This window comes from Comamonas testosteroni, assembly GCF_030505195.1.
Taxonomy (GTDB): domain Bacteria; phylum Pseudomonadota; class Gammaproteobacteria; order Burkholderiales; family Burkholderiaceae_C; genus Comamonas; species Comamonas testosteroni_G.
Genome location: NZ_CP129672.1, coordinates 4,775,583 through 4,792,458, shown reverse-complemented (window position 1 = coordinate 4,792,458; position 16,876 = coordinate 4,775,583). Strand labels below are relative to the sequence as shown.

Sequence of the window (16,876 nt, the reverse complement as noted above, 5' to 3'; positions counted from 1 at the left end):
CGATGTGAAAAACATTCCATCCTAAAACTGCCGCATTGCAACGGGGTATTGCAAAGGCTTCTCAAGACCCCCACCTAGAATGACAATGTTTCAACCCACAATTCCTGAAGGAGGAATGGCTACATGAACGAACAAGTCACCACACTGGGCTCTGCGGGCTACGGTGTCTCGCAGCAAGAGCGCAACCGTGTCTTGCGCAATACCTACTGGCTGCTGGCACTCAGCCTGATCCCCACCGTGCTGGGCGCTTGGCTGGGCGTAGCCACTGGCATGACTCGCGCGCTGACGGGCGGCGTGGGTCTGATCGTGTTCATGGTCGGTGCCTTCGGCTTCATGTTCGCGATTGAAAAGACCAAGAACAGCGCCGCTGGCGTGCCCGTGCTGCTGGCCTTCACCTTCTTCATGGGCCTGATGCTATCGCGCCTGATCGGCATGATTCTGGGCTTCTCCAACGGCACCCAGCTGATCATGACGGCCTTTGCCGGTACCGCTGGCGTGTTCTTCGTGATGGCCATGCTGGCCACCGTGATCAAGCGCGACCTGTCGGGCATGGGCAAGTTCCTGTTCGTGGGCGCCCTGGTGCTGATGGTAGGCGCCATCATCAATGTCTTCGTGGGCTCCACTGCAGGCATGATGGCCATCTCCATGCTGGCCATCGGCATCTTCTCCGCCTACATGCTGTATGACCTCAAGCAGATCATCGACGGCGGCGAGACCAACTACATCAGCGCCACCCTGGCCCTGTATCTGGACCTGTTCAACGTGTTCCAGAGCCTGCTGGCCCTGCTGGGCATCATGGGCGGCGACCGCGACTGAACCTCGCCACCACCCAAGCAAAAAAGGAGTGCCTTGCGCACTCCTTTTTGTTTCCGGTAACCTTGACGCCAGGCGCGGTCATCGCATCGATGGATATTTCAGTCATGGACTAAATTTCCGACTGCTGCTGCCGATAACCAGACAAGATGAAGCCAAACCACCTTCCCCGCGCACTTGCCATTGCCCTGCTGCCCCTGGTACTGGCAGGCTGCAAGATTGAAGACATTCCGGGCCTGGGTCCAGACCCACGCGCCGTGGCGCGCGAGTCCGAAGCCAAGGCCATTGGCGGCGCCTGCCGGCATGCCATGCGCGGACTGGAGGATTGCTACGTCCTCAACCCCAAGGCACCCAAGGCGCTGGTGTTTGCGGGCTGGAAGGACATGGATGAATACATGCGCTCCAACAAGATCGAAGGCGTGCCTTCCGTACTGGGTCAGAACGCAGCCGAAAAACGCAGCACTGCGGAGCCCGAGAACAGCGCCGGTCGCAACCGCAGCTGAAATCGCTTGCGCCAGGCCCGGATCATGAGTTCCGGGCCAGTGCCGGCCAACGCCCGCACAGGCCGTAGCAACACTGCTACGGCCTTTTTTATGTTCAGCACCTCTCACGCCAAGCCACTCGGATGTCATATTTCTTCTGCGGACTTTGAATGAAAACCATTATCATTTATATTCATGAAAGATAAATTCCATTCTTAGCCGCACATGCGTGCATCCCAGCGACGAGTTCTGTTGTGCTCTCAACCATGGGGACAAGACTGCCGTGCCAGATGATGACTTCAACCAAATACGCCTTGAGCATGAGGCCCTCATGCTGACCTATAGGGAAGTGCAGACCCGCTGCACGGCCCAGATGCAGTCGCTGGCACGGGAGGTCGAAGCACTCAGGCAGCAGCTCGTACTGCTCAGGGCCAAGGTCATTGTCCGCGATAGCGCTCTTGCCTGGGAGCGTGAGCAGCGCCACGCCCTGGCCCAGGCGATGGCACTGGATCTGCTGCAGGAAACACCTCAACCCACAGCTGACCAGACAGCGTCCGGCGTCGACTGGCCTTTGGTTGAGGATGCCGACAGCCAGGCCTTGTCCGAGCAACAACTGCTGGAGGACAGCCTGCACGCCGCCGACCTGGTGATTTGCCAGACAGGTTGCATCAGCGACGGAGCCTACTGGCGCGTGAAGGATCACTGCAAGCGCACCGGCAAGACCTGTCTGCTGGTGGATCAGCCGACAGCCTTGCGCGTGGTTCGCATTCACCCATCCGGAGAGGACGGAAAAGTCGTGGCAGCCCAAGCCTGCATCGAAGGAGCCTCATGAGAGTCCACACGACAAACGCCTCGGCAGCTGATTTGTTGTCCGCCTGGAAGCAGCAAACCCGCACGGCGCTGGCCGCAACGCTGGAGCATCGCCATCTCTCAGCACTTGAACACTACCGACATGCACAACAGCTTGGCTTGCAGTTGCTGGTCGCAGAGTCCGGCGATATTGCCGACGATGACCGCATCGCCGCTTTTGTTGTTGCCCACCTGAATCTGGCGGATGCTCTCGTCGAAGCAGATCAGCCGGCAGCAGCATCTGAATGCCTGCATGAGGCGCAACAAACCCTGATGCCATTTCTGCAGCAGGACTCCACCAGCCAGTCCCTGAACCTGGCGATATGCCGCCATCTGCCGCAGCTCCTGGCCGCGCGGGCCGAGCATGGTGCAGCAGGCCCCCACGCCGCCGCGGGCGTCTGCGCCTCGACATCCGCCCCCTTTCTCACTCACCCCGCCAGCAACAGGCGCTCTCGCCTTGCCAGCTTCGAGCCTGTGCATTCATCACTGCACTGACTCCCATCTCTCTCACTGCCAAGGCTTTTACTCATGAGCTACACCCTGCCTCCACTGGCCTACGACTACGCGGCGCTGGAGCCGCATATCGATGCGCAAACCATGGAGATCCACTACTCCAGACACCACCAGACCTATGTCAACAACCTCAACGCGGCTCTCGAAGGCACCGAGTACGCGCAATGGCCTCTGGACGATCTGCTCACCAAGGTCGAATCGCTGCCGCAAACGTTGCGCCAGGCCGTGCGCAACAACGGCGGCGGTCATGCCAATCACAGCCTGTTCTGGCAAGTCATGTCTCCCACAGGGGGTGGTCTGCCCCAGGGAGCTCTTGCAGCAGCCATTGACGCAGACCTGGGCGGCTTCGAGAACTTCAAGACCGAATTCACCAAGGCCGCCATCAGCCGCTTTGGCAGCGGCTGGGCCTGGCTCGGCGTGGACCCTAGCGGCAAGCTGCATGTGGAGAGCAGCGCCAATCAGGACAACCCTCTGATGCTTGGCATTGGCAGCGGCAACACGCCGATTCTGGGCCTGGACGTCTGGGAGCATGCCTACTACCTGAAATACCAGAACCGCCGCCCCGAATACATCGCTGCGTTCTACAACGTGGTGGACTGGAATGAAGTGGCGCGCCGCTTCGCTGCCGCCACCCAGCCCAGCAGGAGCTGAGCCATGGGCCCGGACGGACTGCAAAGCGCATCTTCAAGCCAATCGCTCCTGTCGCACAGAACCCGGCTCGGGCTGCTGATCTCTGCGGCTGGTGCTCTGGTGCTGGCATCCATGGTCTGGAAACAGCTGCAGACCAATCCCGCAGCACTGAATGCACTGTTGGGCGGCAGCATGGCGGCACTGGCGACCGCGCTGGGCGCCTTGCCCGTGCTGCTGACCCGACATCCGTCCGAGCGCACACAGGACACGCTGTTTGGCTTTGGCGCAGGCGTCATGCTGGCTGCCTGCGCCTTTTCATTGATTCTGCCCGGGCTGGAAGCCGCCAAGGTAGCGACTTCGCCCGCAAGCAGCGAATGGATGAGCGGAGCCTTGATAGGCACAGCCATCTTGCTCGGAGGTGCCGCCCTGCTGGCCATGGAACGCCTGCTGCCGCACGAGCACTTCATCAAAGGCCGTGAAGGCGCTGATGCCAAGCAGCTGCGGCGCACCTGGCTGTTTGTGATTGCCATCACCCTTCACAACCTGCCCGAAGGTCTGGCCATCGGCGTGGGCTATGCCGCCAACGAGGGCCTGCGTGCCAGCTCGCTCACGCTGGGCATTGCCATACAGGATGTACCCGAGGGTTTTGTCGTCGCAGCCTCTTTGCTGGCTGCCGGCTATACCCGGGGCTTTGCGGTAGTGCTGGGCGCACTGACAGGGCTGATCGAGCCTCTGGGGGCCGTGATCGGCGCCATCGTGGTCAGCAGCTCCACCGTGCTGCTGCCCTGGGGCCTGGGATTTGCAGCCGGGGCCATGCTGTTTGTCATCAGCCACGAAATCATTCCGGAATCCCACCGCAAGGGTCATGAAGCCTGGGCCACCACAGGACTCATGCTGGGCTTTGTGCTGATGATGATTCTGGATACATCCCTTGGCGGCTGAACTGCGCCGCGCAGGCGCAGTTCAGGACATGCTCGCTTATGCGCGCTCGAAAACGGCCATGGACTCCACATGCGCCGTATGCGGGAACATATTCACCACACCTGCTGCCACGCAGCGATAGCCGGCCTGATGCACCAGCAAGCCTGCATCGCGCGCCAGCGTGGCCGGGTTGCAGCTCACATAGACAATGCGCTTGGGGAACTGCCAGTTTTCCTGCCCCTCGGGCAGCGGCGGCAGCAAATCGGGCTGCTCTTCGCTGGCCACACCGGTCTGCTTGGCGCCGATACGGATCTGGTGAATATCGGCAAGTGCCTTGGACAGGGCAAACGCACCTTCACGCGGAGGATCGACCAGCCACTTGTCGGAGTTGCCGTCGGCAATCAGCATGGCGGGCGTCATCTCGAACAGATTGCGCGCCACGAAGCTGGTGGGAGCCAGCTTGTCGTCTTCGCTGCGCGTGGCATTGTTGCCCGCATAGTTCTCGTGCGAGCGCTTGACCAATGTTTCCGAGCCTTCAATGCCCAGCACCTCGCGCGCCATGGTCGCAATGGGCAGCGTGAAGTTGCCAAGACCGCAGAACCAGTCGATGACGCGCTCGTCCTTTTTCGCATCCAGCAGGCGCAAAGAGCGCGTGACCAGCACGCGGTTGATATGCGGATTGACCTGGGTGAAGTCGGTGGGCTTGAACGGCATGGTGATGCCAAAGTCCGGCAGACCGTAGGACAGCTGTGTGCCGCCTTCTTCCATCAGATGCACGGTATCCGGGCCCTTGGGCTGCAGCCACCACTGGACGTTCTGCTCGGCAGCAAAGTCGCGCAGGCGCTGCTTGTCGGCCTCCGACAGAGGCTCCAGGTGACGCAGCACCAGGGCGGTGACATGGTCGCCGCAGGCCACTTCGATCTGAGGACAGGTTTCGCGCGCATCCATGCTGGCGATCAGTGCGCGCATGGGCATGAGCATTGCATCCACATGGGGAGGCAAAATCTTGCAGACCTCCATGTCGGCGATGTAGCGGCTCTTGCGCTCGTGGAAGCCCACCAGCACCTTGCCCTTCTTGGCCACATAGCGCACCGACAGGCGCGAGCGAAAGCGATAGCCCCAGGCCGGGCCTTCGATGGGGCGCAGCAGCGTCTCAGGCTTGACCTTGGCCAGATGCCAGAGGTTGTCTTCCAGCACACGCTGCTTGATGGCGACCTGGGCCGCCACATGCAGATGCTGCATCTTGCAGCCACCGCAGGCACCGGCGTGCAGCCCGAAATTAGGGCAGCCGGGCGTCACGCGCTGCGAGGATTCGCGGTGGATGTCAGTCAGCGTGGCCGCTTCCCAGTTGTTCTTCTTGCGATGGGTGTTGGCGCTGACGATTTCACCGGTCAGGGCGCCGTCGATGAAGACCACCTTGCCATCGGGCTTGCGGGCTACGCCCTGGGCATCCATGTCCATGGACAGCACTTCCAGCCAGCCCTCGGGCAGCGCCGGGGCATCAGACGGGACTTCGGGCAGGTTTTCGGGAATTTTGTTGTCGCGGGATTCACTCATGGTGCCCGATTGTCTCAGGCCACCCCATACCCGAGAGCCGACCACGGCAAAAAACTGCATGGGCGCCCATGTCACGCGCCAAGCCAATCGGCCTTCTGCAAGGCAAATCAAGCCTCAAGGTGCCGCCGACGCTTGTCTGACAGCTATGCAATCAGAAGCGTTGTTCTTCGCGCAGACGACGCTCGCGGTTGTTGCGCGCCGCAGCAATCTGGGCGCGCTCGGCGATCAGGTTGACCTCGGTGGCACAGTTGTACTCGTCGAGCGAGAAAAACATGCGGGCTCCGGAGTAGAGTTGCGGCACCGTCTGATGCAGAGGCAGGGACAGATCGACCGGCGCCACATTGGAGCGATAGATCAGCTCGTTATTGGGTGCATAGACAAAATAGCAGGCAGCCGATGCGACCTGGGCCCAAGCACAGGCCGACAGAACCAAAGCGGCACGCAAGACGGATGCAGCAGTCATGAACTCTCCCTTCCCTGACGGGGCTCCATGCCCCTGTAATGCGACTATTTTACGAGTAGCGACGCAGCGACCAGGTGGACGTGAAATTTCTTCATTTCGAGAAAATTGCCTACCGTCCCGGCTCCCATGGGCAAAGCCTGCACAAACACCTTGCCGATCCCTCTCTGGCATTCACATGAATAGAAATTTCTGTATTGACAGAAATTTCAAGCAAGACCACACTTCGCTTCATGCAACTGAGTCCTATCGCTGAACGCTTTGTGCACCACTGGGGAGATATGGGCAACGCCTGGGGTGTGAACCGCACGGTGGCGCAAATTCATGCACTGCTGTTCTTTCATGGCCGCCCCCTCAATGCCGACGAAATCTGCGAAACCCTGGGTGCGGCACGCTCCAACGTCAGCAACAGCCTCAAGGAGCTGCTGAACTGGAACCTGATTCGCAGCAGCCGCAAGAGCGGTGACCGACGCGAGTATTTCGAGACCTCGGCCGATGTCTGGGAGCTGCTGCGCACCATTGTGCGAGAGCGCAAGCAGCGCGAGTTCGACCCCACCAGTGCACTGCTGCGCGAATTGATCGCCCAGCCCGAATTCGAGCAGGAAACGCCCGATGCCCAGGATCGCGTGCACGAGACGCTGCGCCTCATGGATTCGCTGGGCATCTGGACCGACGAAATGCTGCGCCTGTCCCCGGCCACGCTGGACAAGATCCTGCGCCTTGGCGCCAGCGTCCAGCGCTTTGTCAGAGGCAAGGATGGCGGCCGGGAGAGCGGCAACGATTGAAGCCGAACTGAATTCTGTCAAGGCAGAAAATTGCAAAGGAGTAGCGTATGCGAGTTCTGATCTGCGGCGGCACAGGCTTTCTGGGCCGACATATCGTGAATGCGCTGGCCCTGCTGGACCACGACCCCGTGGTGCGCAGCCGCCACAGCCAGCCGCCTCTGGACTTCAGCGCCTGTACGACAACCGAAGCGTGGCTTGAGCATCTGCATGGCATCGACGCCGTCATCAACGCCGTCGGTGCTCTGCGCGACAAGCCCGGCCAGGATCTGCAGACCCTGCACTCTCTGGCACCCATCGCGCTGTTTGATGCCTGCGCCCAGGCTGGCGTGCGCCGCGTGGTTCAGGTCTCGGCGCTGGGGGCCGATCAGAGCGGCACCCAGTACGCAAGCACCAAGCGCGCGGCCGACGAACATTTGCTGGCGCTGGGCAGGCAAGCGCTGCTCAAGCCCGTTGTCGTGCGCCCCAGCATCATCTTTGGCGCGGGCGGTGCCAGCAGCCAGTTGTTTCTGAATCTGGCCAGACTGCCCGTTTTGCTGCTGCCCGAGCTCATGCGAAGCAGCCAGATTCAGCCCGTGGCCGTGCGCGATCTCGCCGAAGTGCTCGCGCATATGGCGACATCGGACACCTGCGAGGGTATCGTCGAAATCGGCGGCCCCCAGCCGCTTTCGACAGAGGCCTTTATCGCCAGCCTGCGCGCCCAGATGGGTTACGGCCCGGCTTCGGTGCATGCCCTGCCAGACTGGATGAGCAAGGGCAGTGCCAGAGTCGGAGACCAGATACCAGCCCTGCCCTGGTGCAGCGAAACCATGGCCTTGCTGGAAAACGACAACGTCACCGATCCTCAGACCCTGGCCTCGCTGCTGGGGCGCGCCCCCGTGGCTCCGGATGCCATGCTGGCCACCTTGCCCAAGGAAGGCCGCCGCCATGCCTGAGTTGCAAAACGGCAGCAGAGCCAACCCGCAAAAGCAAGCGGCCAGATTCATGCACGCCAGTCTGGTCGTCGTCTGGCTGGGCACGGCTGTAGTCAGCGCGCTGGACTATCTCGGACTCTCAGGCCTCAACCACGAAGGTGCCCGCCTGCTGGACCAGGGCGGCATTGGCGACGCACGCTGGCAGGCACTGCTCATCTGGTCCGGCCTGCTGGCCGATTTGGCTCTGGGTCTGGCCTTGCTGCTGCGCCCCGGCCGCGCCATCTACCTGAGCGCCCTGCTGCTGATGACGGCCATGACCGTGATCGGCACGGCTCTTCAGCCCACGCTGTGGCTGCACCCTCTGGGTCCGCTGCTCAAGAACCTGCCCATCGCCGCCATGCTGTGGTTCTTGCTGCAAACAGGCAACTCGTCCAACAGGCTTGAATCATGAATACCTATCTGTTGCTCAAGACACTGCATATCCTCTCCAGCGTGCTGCTGGTCGGCACCGGCCTCGGCTCGGCCTTCTATATGTTTTTCGCAAACCGCAGTGGCTCGGTCGCCGCCCAGGCCGTGGTCAGCCGCCTGGTGGTACGGGCCGACTGGTGGTTCACTACTCCCTGCGTCTTCATTCAACCGATTACGGGCATTGCCATGGCGCATCTGGCAGGCTGGCCGCTCACCACTCCCTGGCTCGCACTTTCTCTGGGGCTGTATGCGCTGGCTGGCATCTGCTGGCTGCCCGTAGTCTGGTTGCAGATGCGCATGGCGGCCCTGGCCACTCAGGCCCACAGCCAGAGCCAGGCCTTGCCACCGCTTTTCCGGCAGTATCAGTTGCGCTGGGAAGCTCTGGGCTACCCCGCTTTTGTGGCCATGGCCGGCACCTACTATTTGATGGTGAACAAGCCGGCGCTCTGGGGCTGAAGCGCCTGCCACGATCGGCTCGCGCGCATCTCGCTCATCAGGAAAGACGGCCGCCCGCTCATTGCAACGATAGCGGCCATGCCGTCTCAGCCTTCTGCGACTCATCAGCTATCGAAACACGCCAATCGCTTCCACGAGATTTTTCACCTGCCATTGCATGCTGCTGGACGCCTGCGCCCCCTGGGTCACCAACTGCGCGTTCTGCTGCGTCAGATAGTCCATGTCCGCCACCGACTTGCCGACCTGGCTGATCTCCTCGCTCTGCTCACGCGTGGCCTTGCTGATCTCGGCAATGAAGTCCGCTACGCTGCGCGCCTGGGAGACGATCTCACCAATGTTGGTCCCCGCATCTCCGACCACCAAAGAGCCGGCCTCGATGGTGGCCGTGCTGGCCTGAATCAGCGTCTTGATCTCCTTGGCTGCATCGGCGCTGCGCTGAGCCAGGGCTCGCACCTCACCGGCAACCACGGCAAACCCCCTGCCATGCTCGCCCGCGCGGGCGGCTTCCACAGCCGCATTCAGCGCCAGCAAATTGGTTTGAAACGCAATGCTGTCAATCACGCCGACGATGTCGGCAATGCGGCGGGAGTTGGCCGTGATGGACTCCATGGTGGAGACGATCTGATCCATGGACTGCCCCCCGCGCAAGGCCGCCGCGCTGGCTTCGCTGGCCAGCACACCGGCTTTTTGTGCCGTATCGGCGCTGGATTGAACCCGGGCCGTGATCTGCTCCATGGACGCCGAAGTCTGGGCCACATTCACCGCCAGCTGCTCGGTCTGCCCGTGCAGATAGCTGTTGCCCTGCTCGATCTCGTTACAGGCCTGCTGAACATTGAGCGCCTGCTGATTCACATCGTCCACCAGCCAGCGAAACATGAGACCGATCTGGTTGACCGTGCGCAGCGTGGTGCCGATCTCATCCGTGCGCTGCAAGTATTCGGTCTGCCGGTTGTTGCCGGTTGCCACATTCAGCGACTGACGCTTGAGCAGCTCCAGCGGCGTGGCGAACTGGCTCTCCAGCAACAGGGTCATCACCATCAGCGCCACCGTCATGAAGGCCGCCATCGACAAAAACTGCATCTGGCTTTGACCCAGCAGCCAGGTGCCAAGTATCAGGGCGCTCCACAAGGCCAGGGAGTTCAGGCGAATGCGCCAGCGCACCCCCATGTGCCGCCAGATCGACAGCACCTTCCCCAGCCCCTTCTTGGAGACTATGCCTTTGTGCAACTCGGGAGCGGCAGCGCCCTTGTCATGCATGGACTCATACAGCTTTTGCGCCGCCTCGACCTCTTTGCGCTCAGGCTGCGTGCGCACCGACATATAGCCCTTGGCCTTGTCATTGCGGATGATGGGAATGGCATTGGCCCGAACCCAGTAGTGGTCCCCGTTCTTGCGCCGGTTCTTGACCAGTGCACTCCAGGGCTCGCCGCTTTTGAGGGTGGCCCACATGTCGGCAAAAGCAGCCGGGGGCATGTCCGGGTGGCGCACCAGATTGTGCGTCTGGCCGAGGATCTCCTGCGGCTCGAAGCCGCTGACCTCCATGAACGCCTGATTGGCATATTTGATGTAGCTCTCCGTGTCCGTGGTGGACATCAGAGTTGCATGCTCATCAAAGCTGTACTCCCGCTGGGTCACTGGTGCATTGACTCTCATAGATGCCGCTTTTTGGTCATTAATCGAGAAAAACTGCACAGCTTTGTGCCGCAGCCCACGCTGCGGCGACCACCTCTGTGTGTATCAATTATTTACATGTTTTGGGCAACCCACCCACTCCTGGAAAAGCAGTTGTTGCTAGCCCGCGTCAATGCAGATATAGGGCTCCGAGACCTTCATTCAAACGCGCTTTTCTCCTACAGAGGCAGCCGCGCATCGTCCTTGATCTCCTCCATCACCGCATAGGTTCTGGTCTCGCGCACGCCCGGAAGCTGCCACAGCACCCGACCCGCAAAGTCACGATAAGCAGCCATATCGGCCATGCGGGTCTTGAGCAGATAGTCAAAACCGCCTGCCACCATATGGCATTCCATGATGGCCGGATAGGCGAGCACGGCAGATTTGAACTCGTCAAACACATGGGGCGTGGTCCGATCCAGCAGCACCTCGACAAACACCGTCATGCCCACGCCCAGCTTCTGCGGGTTCAGCCGCGCTTCGTAGCCCAGGATGTAACCATCGCGCGTAAGCCGGGCCACGCGGGACTGTACGGCTGTGGGCGACAGCGCCACCTGCTCTGCCAGGCGCAGATTGGAGATGCGCCCATCGGTTTGCAGAATTGCCAGTATTTTTCGATCAATCCTGTCGATATCCACTTCTGAAGCCTCGATCATTGGTGAATTCCTCTTTTTAATTCACTCAATATAGTGATTCATTTTTCGACAAACCAGCAATGATTTTCCCTATGTAGACAGCTGCGCCCGAGCCGCATGCAATGCAGCTGTGAACATGGTGAAGGCCGCGCACCCGCTCGCGTCCAGGCTCTACAACACCTGCACAGACATGCCGACTTTCACTGCGCTGCCAGATTCCAGCCGCCCTGCCGATGAACTGCGTCAAGCCATCAGTTGCGCCACCCGCATGGCCGAGTCCGATGCCGTGGCACGGCTGCTGCCTGCAGCCACGCTGCCGCCCGCCCAGGCTGCCCAGGTCGCTGCCCATGCACAAAACCTGGTCGAGCAGCTGCGCGCCCAACCCGCCAGCGCGGGGCGCCAGGGGCTGGTACAAGGCCTGCTTCAGGAGTTCTCTCTGTCCTCGCAGGAAGGCGTGGCGCTGATGTGTCTGGCCGAGGCCTTGCTGCGCATACCCGATGCCGCCACGCGCGACGCACTGATCCGCGACAAGCTGCGCGGCGGCGACTGGCAGGCTCATCTGGGCAAGAGCCCCTCGCTCTTTGTCAATGCTGCCGCCTGGGGACTGGTGGTCACCGGAAAGCTGGTCGATACGCATAGCGAGTCTGGCCTGCTCGCGGCGCTCAAACGCATCACAGCCAGGGGCGGCGAGCCGCTGGTGCGCAAGGGCGTGGACATGGCCATGCGCCTGATGGGCGAGCAGTTTGTGATGGGCGAGACCATTTCCAAGGCGTTGGAGCGCGCTCGCGAGCTGCAGGCCCGAGGCTTTCGTTATTCCTACGACATGCTCGGCGAGGCCGCACTCACGGCCGAGGACGCACAGCGCTACATGCAGTCCTATGTGAATGCGATTCATGCGATCGGCAAGGCCGCTGGCGGCAAGAGCGTCTATGAACGGCCGGGCATTTCCATCAAGCTCAGCGCCCTGCACCCGCGCTACAGCCGCGCACAATGGCAACGCGTGATGACCGAGCTGCTGCCGCGCGTGCTGCAACTGTGCGAGCTGGCACGCAGCTACGACATAGGGCTCAATATCGACGCCGAAGAAGGCGACCGCCTGGAGCTGTCGCTGGACCTGCTGGAACAGCTGGCCCACGCCCCTGCCCTGGCAGGCTGGAGCGGCCTGGGCTTTGTGATTCAGGCTTATCAAAAACGTTGCCCCTATGTGATCGACTATCTGATCGACCTGGCCCGTCGCAGCGAGCGCCGCCTGATGGTGCGCCTGGTCAAAGGCGCCTACTGGGACAGCGAAATCAAACGCGCCCAGATCGACGGTCTGAGCGACTACCCGGTCTACACCCGCAAGCACCACACCGATGTGGCCTATATTGCCTGCGCTCGCAAGCTACTGGCCGCCCCCAGCGCCATCTACCCGCAATTCGCCACCCATAACGCACAGACCGTGGCCAGCATCGAATCCTTGGCTGGTGCTCAGCCCTACAGCGCCGGACGTTACGAGTTTCAATGCCTGCACGGCATGGGCGAGCAGCTCTACCTGCATGTGGTCGAGGCCGAGGACAAGGCCGCACGCCGCCCCTGCCGCATCTATGCTCCCGTGGGTACGCACGAGACACTGCTGGCCTACCTGGTGCGCCGCCTGCTGGAAAACGGCGCCAACAGCTCATTCGTGCACCGCATCGCCAACCCCGATTGGCCTATCTCTGATTTGATAGCAGCCCCGGCAGACCAAACCTGGGCTGAGGGCCAACCGGGTCCCCAAACCCGAGCCGGGGTGGAGGCACTTCTTGCAGGCGATGACATAGGCCTGCCCCACCCCCGTATAGTGCTGCCGCGCGATCTGCTGGGTGAGCAGCGCCGCAACTCCTCAGGTCTGGACCTGAGCGATGACGGTGTATTGAGCGCTCTGTCTCAAGCGCTTGCGCAAAGCAGGCCCGCACAACTTCGCCAAGGTGTCCATGCCGTGCATGCCGCCGACACCATCGGCACAGCCATAACCAACCCGGCCAGCCATCAGGAGCTGCTGGGCTATGTCAGCGATGCCGGGCCCGCACAGATTCAGCAGGCCATGCAGGCAGCCGCACAGGCCCAGCCTGCGTGGGAATCCACCCCGGCCGAGCTGCGTGCCAGTCTGCTGCAGACTGCAGCCGAGCTCTTTGAAACGCAGATGCAGCCGCTGATGAGCCTGCTGATGCGCGAAGCCGGCAAGACTGCAGCCAATGCCGTGTCCGAGGTGCGCGAGGCCGTGGACTTTCTGCGCTATTACGCGGCTCAGATTCAGCGGCAGGCCGATGCGGATCTGCTCGCCCCCGGCATAGGCCCCGTAGTCTGCATCAGCCCCTGGAATTTTCCACTGGCCATCTTCACCGGCCAGGTCGCAGCCGCCTTGAGCGCTGGCAATGTAGTGCTGGCCAAGCCCGCCGAGCAGACCCCGCTGATCGCCCTTGAAGCCGTGCGCCTGCTGCATCAGGCCGGCATTGCGCCAGACGTTCTGCAGCTGCTGCCCGGCCGGGGCGAGACCGTGGGCGCCGCGCTGGTGGCCGATGCGCGCGTGTCAGGTGTGCTGTTCACCGGCTCCACCGAGGTGGCGCGACTGCTGGCTCTGCAGACCGCCGCCAGGCTGCGCCCCGACGGCCAGCCTGTGGTGCTGGTGGCCGAAACGGGCGGTCAGAACGCCATGTTGGTGGACTCATCCGCCCTGATCGAGCAAGCCGTTCAGGACATTGCTGCATCCGCCTTTGACAGCGCGGGCCAGCGCTGCTCGGCTCTGCGCCTGCTGTGTGTGCAAAACGACTGCGCCGACCGGCTGCTGGCCATGCTGCGCGGTGCCATGCAAGAGCTGCATTGCGGCAACCCGGCCGAACTGGCCACCGATGTGGGGCCCGTGATCGATGCCGACGCCAAGACGGGTATCGAGCGGCATATCGCCAGACTCAGGGCTCTGGGTCTGCGCATCCACCAATCGCCCCTGAGCCCTGAAACTGCCGCACAAGGGCATTTTGTGGCACCCACGCTGATCGAGCTGCCCGATCTGCATCAGCTCAAACGCGAAGTCTTCGGCCCCGTACTCCATGTACTGCGCTATCAAAGGCGCGAGTTGCCGCAGTTGCTGGAGCGCATCAACGCCCTGGGCTACGGCCTGACAATGGGATTGCACACGCGCATCGACGAAACCGTGCAGCAGGTCGCCCAGGCGGCACATGTTGGCAATCTGTATGTGAATCGCAATATGGTGGGGGCCGTAGTCGGTGTTCAGCCCTTTGGCGGCGAGGGGCTGTCGGGCACCGGTCCCAAGGCCGGCGGTCCCCTGTATCTTCCGCGCCTGCAGCAGACACCCGGCTCGCCCCTGCGTTTGCTCAGTCTGCTGCTGCATCAATCCGGGCAGGCACAGGCCAATGCCACGCCCGTCACGGCAGCAGCGGCGACCGCCTTGCGGCAGCTGGGCCACTGGGCCAGGCAGTATGGTGAGGCCATCGTCAGCCGCGATTGCGAGCGCCTGCAATCGGCCCTGCCCGATCTGCATGCTGTGCGCCTACTGCCCGGCCCCACAGGCGAGCGCAATCTCTACCAGTTGCTTGGCAAGCCGCGCACACTGTGCCTGGCGCAGGAAAGAACCATGCTGCTGCAGCAACTGGCGGCCGCACTGGCCTGCGGCTCGCAACCGCTATGGGCACCCGGCCCGCTAGGCACCGCAGTTCACGGCGAGCTGCCAGAGCCACTGCGCCGCCATGTGCTGCTGCTGCCTGCCGGGCTGAGAATCGAGGAAATTGCGCAAACCGAACCCATGGATTCAGCACTGCTGGAATGCGACGACCCTCAATTTCTACGCTGGGCGCAGGCCTTGGCAAGGCGCCCCGGCCCGTTGATACTGCCCACACGCTGTGTGGCAGGCCAGCCCGTTCGGCTGGAACGGCTCTGGCATGAACGAGCTTTGTCGCACAACACGGCGGCAGCGGGCGGCAATGCGGCATTGATGACGCTGGAATAGGCAAAAACCCCCTGAGACGCTGTGCGCCCGATACTCACCACGCCCCTCAGAGCCGTTAACACCACCCAGCAAACCGCAGGTCTGCTATTGAGACTAGGCGCGAAGCCGCAGACAGTACAAAAGAAAGCACCCAGCGCAAGCAGTACCTGCGCTGGGTGCTCTTTGAGAGTCAATGAGATTTACAGCTTGGCGATGGACACCTCTGTGGACTTGACCAGAGCTACCACCTCCGAGCCCACCGCCAAACCCAGGTCATTGACTGAGCGCGTGGTGATCACCGAAGTGACGATGCCCCAGGGCGTTTCCACATCCACTTCCGAGACCACGTCACCGCGGATGATTTCCTTGACCTTGCCCTTGAACTGATTGCGTACGTTGATGGCTTGAATGGACATACAAAATTCTCCTGAGAAGTCGTGAAAGGTTTTGAAAACAGTGTTTGCTGCACTGCATGAAAACGATTCTGAAACCTTCTCCAAAAAACTCAAAAGAATAAAAATAAAAATTTTTATACCAAAAACATCTTATGAAAATCAGCGTCCATACCGTGGCACGAGCCTGCGTGGCACAACGCCTGCGCGGCCAGGCATCGAACAACAGCCCGATCGAGCGGATGACAAAGACGCCCATCACCACGATATGGCTGTGCAAAAAGCTCGAGACATAGAGCACCACCTGTGCCGGCCCCTGCTGCATATTCGCCCCGTGCAGTGCAATACCCGGGGGCTTGAAGCTCTTTCGGGAAGTCCGAGTTGAAATTCAGTCTTTGACAGATTGCAGTGCCGCACGCACCACCTCAGGCGTCAGCGTAGGCACAAAGCTCTCGATGAAGGCATAGGCATAGCCACGCAGCCAGGCATCGCGGCGCAGTGCCAGGCGCGTGAGATTGACCTCAAACAGGTGGCGAGCATCGATAGCGCGCAGATGGCGGTCGCGCTCGGCATCGAAGGCGATGGAGGCAATGATGCCCACACCCATGCCCAGCTCCGCATAGGTCTTGATTACATCGGCATCCATGGCGGTAAGCACCACATCAGGCACCAGCCCGGTCGCCGCAAACGCCTTGTCGATATGGGCACGCCCCGTGTAACCCTGCTCGTAGGTGATGATGGGGTGGCGCGCCAGCGCTTGCAGCGTCAGTGCTCCTTCTGCATCGAGCAGTTCATGGCCGGGCGGCACGACCACGCTGTGCGACCAGCGGTAGCAAGGCAGAGTCACCAGATTCTCATAACTGCCCAGCGCCTCGGTGGCCACGCCGATATCGGCCTCGCCCGAGAGCAGCATCTCGGCCACCTGGCGTGGCGAGCCCTGATGCAGATGCAGCGAAACCTGGGGGTAGAGCCTGCGGAAATCGCGCACCACCTGGGGCAAGGCATAGCGTGCCTGGGAATGCGTGGCAGCAATCGACAGACCGCCGCGCTCGCTGGCGTGAAAGTCCTCGCCCGCGCGACGCAGATTGTCGGCTTCGAGCAGCATGCGCTCGACAATGGGCAGCAAGGCCGTGCCCGGCGGCGTCAAGCCCGTCAGACGCTTGCCGGCGCGCACAAAGATATCGATGCCCAACTCCTCCTCGAGCTCGCGAATCTGCCGGCTCACGCCGGGCTGCGAGGTGTGGAGCATGGCCGCCACTTCGGTCAGATTGAAGCCACGCCTTGCGGTTTCACGAACCGAACGCAGTTGCTGAAAATTCATATCTTGATAGCCGCCGGCGCAATTTCCTTCTGCGTCGGCCGCCTGTTT

The 16,876-nt window shown here is 61.7% G+C and carries 18 protein-coding genes; 12 read left to right on the top strand and 6 right to left on the bottom strand.

Annotated elements, in window-relative coordinates; all coding sequences use genetic code 11:
- Positions 1–123 precede the first annotated feature (123 nt).
- From QYQ99_RS22050 to QYQ99_RS22025, 6 genes are all read left to right on the top strand, one after another.
- The gene (locus QYQ99_RS22050) at positions 124–816 is read left to right on the top strand and encodes a Bax inhibitor-1/YccA family protein (RefSeq protein ID WP_302090019.1); all 693 of its coding nucleotides are present in this window, start codon (positions 124–126) and stop codon (positions 814–816) included.
- A gap of 146 nt (positions 817–962) precedes the next feature.
- Complete coding sequence (locus tag QYQ99_RS22045) at positions 963–1,316, top strand: hypothetical protein (protein ID WP_302090018.1); 354 nt, start codon at positions 963–965, stop codon at positions 1,314–1,316.
- A 310-nt stretch (positions 1,317–1,626) separates the two neighbouring features.
- The gene (locus QYQ99_RS22040) at positions 1,627–2,127 is read left to right on the top strand and encodes a DUF2325 domain-containing protein (protein WP_302090017.1); all 501 of its coding nucleotides are present in this window, start codon (positions 1,627–1,629) and stop codon (positions 2,125–2,127) included.
- Positions 2,124–2,639 carry a hypothetical protein gene (locus tag QYQ99_RS22035; protein WP_302090016.1) on the top strand — a complete coding sequence of 172 codons (516 nt, stop codon included), beginning with the start codon at positions 2,124–2,126 and terminating at the stop codon, positions 2,637–2,639. The genes QYQ99_RS22040 and QYQ99_RS22035 overlap by 4 nt, the downstream gene beginning before the upstream one ends.
- 33 nt (positions 2,640–2,672) lie before the next feature.
- Positions 2,673–3,308 (top strand): superoxide dismutase, encoded by a 636-nt coding sequence (locus QYQ99_RS22030; protein WP_302090015.1) that lies wholly within the window; start codon positions 2,673–2,675, stop codon positions 3,306–3,308.
- Positions 3,309–3,311: 3 nt separating this feature from the next.
- Positions 3,312–4,229: a ZIP family metal transporter gene (locus QYQ99_RS22025; protein ID WP_302090014.1), complete on the top strand. Its 918-nt coding sequence runs from the start codon at positions 3,312–3,314 to the stop codon at positions 4,227–4,229.
- 36 nt (positions 4,230–4,265) lie between these two features.
- On the opposite strand, the gene rlmD is transcribed toward QYQ99_RS22025, so the two are convergent.
- Positions 4,266–5,765, bottom strand: coding sequence for a 23S rRNA (uracil(1939)-C(5))-methyltransferase RlmD (gene rlmD, locus QYQ99_RS22020; protein ID WP_302090013.1), 1,500 nt, complete (start codon positions 5,763–5,765; stop codon positions 4,266–4,268).
- 151 nt (positions 5,766–5,916) lie between these two features.
- The gene (locus QYQ99_RS22015) at positions 5,917–6,228 is read right to left on the bottom strand and encodes a hypothetical protein (RefSeq protein ID WP_302090012.1); all 312 of its coding nucleotides are present in this window, start codon (positions 6,226–6,228) and stop codon (positions 5,917–5,919) included.
- Between the two features lie 230 nt (positions 6,229–6,458).
- Here QYQ99_RS22015 and QYQ99_RS22010 point away from each other — a divergent pair, with 230 nt between their 5' ends.
- Genes QYQ99_RS22010 through QYQ99_RS21995 form a run of 4 tightly spaced genes read left to right on the top strand, consistent with a single transcriptional unit; the run spans position 6,459 to position 8,845 of the window.
- Positions 6,459–7,010: a GbsR/MarR family transcriptional regulator gene (locus tag QYQ99_RS22010; protein WP_003075187.1), complete on the top strand. Its 552-nt coding sequence runs from the start codon at positions 6,459–6,461 to the stop codon at positions 7,008–7,010.
- Between the two features lie 47 nt (positions 7,011–7,057).
- On the top strand, positions 7,058–7,942 hold the full coding sequence (locus tag QYQ99_RS22005) for an NAD-dependent epimerase/dehydratase family protein (protein WP_302090011.1): 885 nt from the start codon (positions 7,058–7,060) through the stop codon (positions 7,940–7,942).
- The gene (locus tag QYQ99_RS22000; RefSeq protein ID WP_302090010.1) at positions 7,935–8,372 is read left to right on the top strand and encodes a DoxX-like family protein; all 438 of its coding nucleotides are present in this window, start codon (positions 7,935–7,937) and stop codon (positions 8,370–8,372) included. The genes QYQ99_RS22005 and QYQ99_RS22000 overlap by 8 nt, the downstream gene beginning before the upstream one ends.
- Positions 8,369–8,845, top strand: coding sequence for a DUF2269 family protein (locus QYQ99_RS21995; protein WP_003075194.1), 477 nt, complete (start codon positions 8,369–8,371; stop codon positions 8,843–8,845). Before QYQ99_RS22000 ends, QYQ99_RS21995 begins: the two co-directional genes overlap by 4 nt.
- 108 nt (positions 8,846–8,953) lie before the next feature.
- On the opposite strand, the gene QYQ99_RS21990 is transcribed toward QYQ99_RS21995, so the two are convergent.
- Entirely contained in the window at positions 8,954–10,498 is a 1,545-nt protein-coding gene (locus QYQ99_RS21990) for a methyl-accepting chemotaxis protein (RefSeq protein WP_302090009.1), read from the bottom strand.
- 197 nt (positions 10,499–10,695) lie between these two features.
- Positions 10,696–11,172 carry an Lrp/AsnC ligand binding domain-containing protein gene (locus QYQ99_RS21985; protein ID WP_302090008.1) on the bottom strand — a complete coding sequence of 159 codons (477 nt, stop codon included), beginning with the start codon at positions 11,170–11,172 and terminating at the stop codon, positions 10,696–10,698.
- Positions 11,173–11,287: 115 nt separating this feature from the next.
- Here QYQ99_RS21985 and putA point away from each other — a divergent pair, with 115 nt between their 5' ends.
- A complete protein-coding gene (gene putA / locus QYQ99_RS21980) occupies positions 11,288–15,136 on the top strand; it encodes a trifunctional transcriptional regulator/proline dehydrogenase/L-glutamate gamma-semialdehyde dehydrogenase (RefSeq protein WP_302090007.1) in 3,849 nt (1,282 codons plus the stop codon).
- A gap of 179 nt (positions 15,137–15,315) precedes the next feature.
- On the opposite strand, the gene QYQ99_RS21975 is transcribed toward putA, so the two are convergent.
- On the bottom strand, positions 15,316–15,531 hold the full coding sequence (locus tag QYQ99_RS21975) for a TOBE domain-containing protein (RefSeq protein ID WP_003053517.1): 216 nt from the start codon (positions 15,529–15,531) through the stop codon (positions 15,316–15,318).
- A 40-nt stretch (positions 15,532–15,571) separates the two neighbouring features.
- On the opposite strand from QYQ99_RS21975, the gene QYQ99_RS21970 reads away from it, so the two are divergent.
- Complete coding sequence (locus QYQ99_RS21970) at positions 15,572–15,892, top strand: hypothetical protein (RefSeq protein WP_302090006.1); 321 nt, start codon at positions 15,572–15,574, stop codon at positions 15,890–15,892.
- A 3-nt stretch (positions 15,893–15,895) separates the two neighbouring features.
- On the opposite strand, the gene QYQ99_RS21965 is transcribed toward QYQ99_RS21970, so the two are convergent.
- Positions 15,896–16,828, bottom strand: a complete 933-nt coding sequence (locus QYQ99_RS21965; protein ID WP_302090005.1) for a CysB family HTH-type transcriptional regulator — start codon at positions 16,826–16,828, stop codon at positions 15,896–15,898.
- Positions 16,829–16,876: the final 48 nt, after the last annotated feature.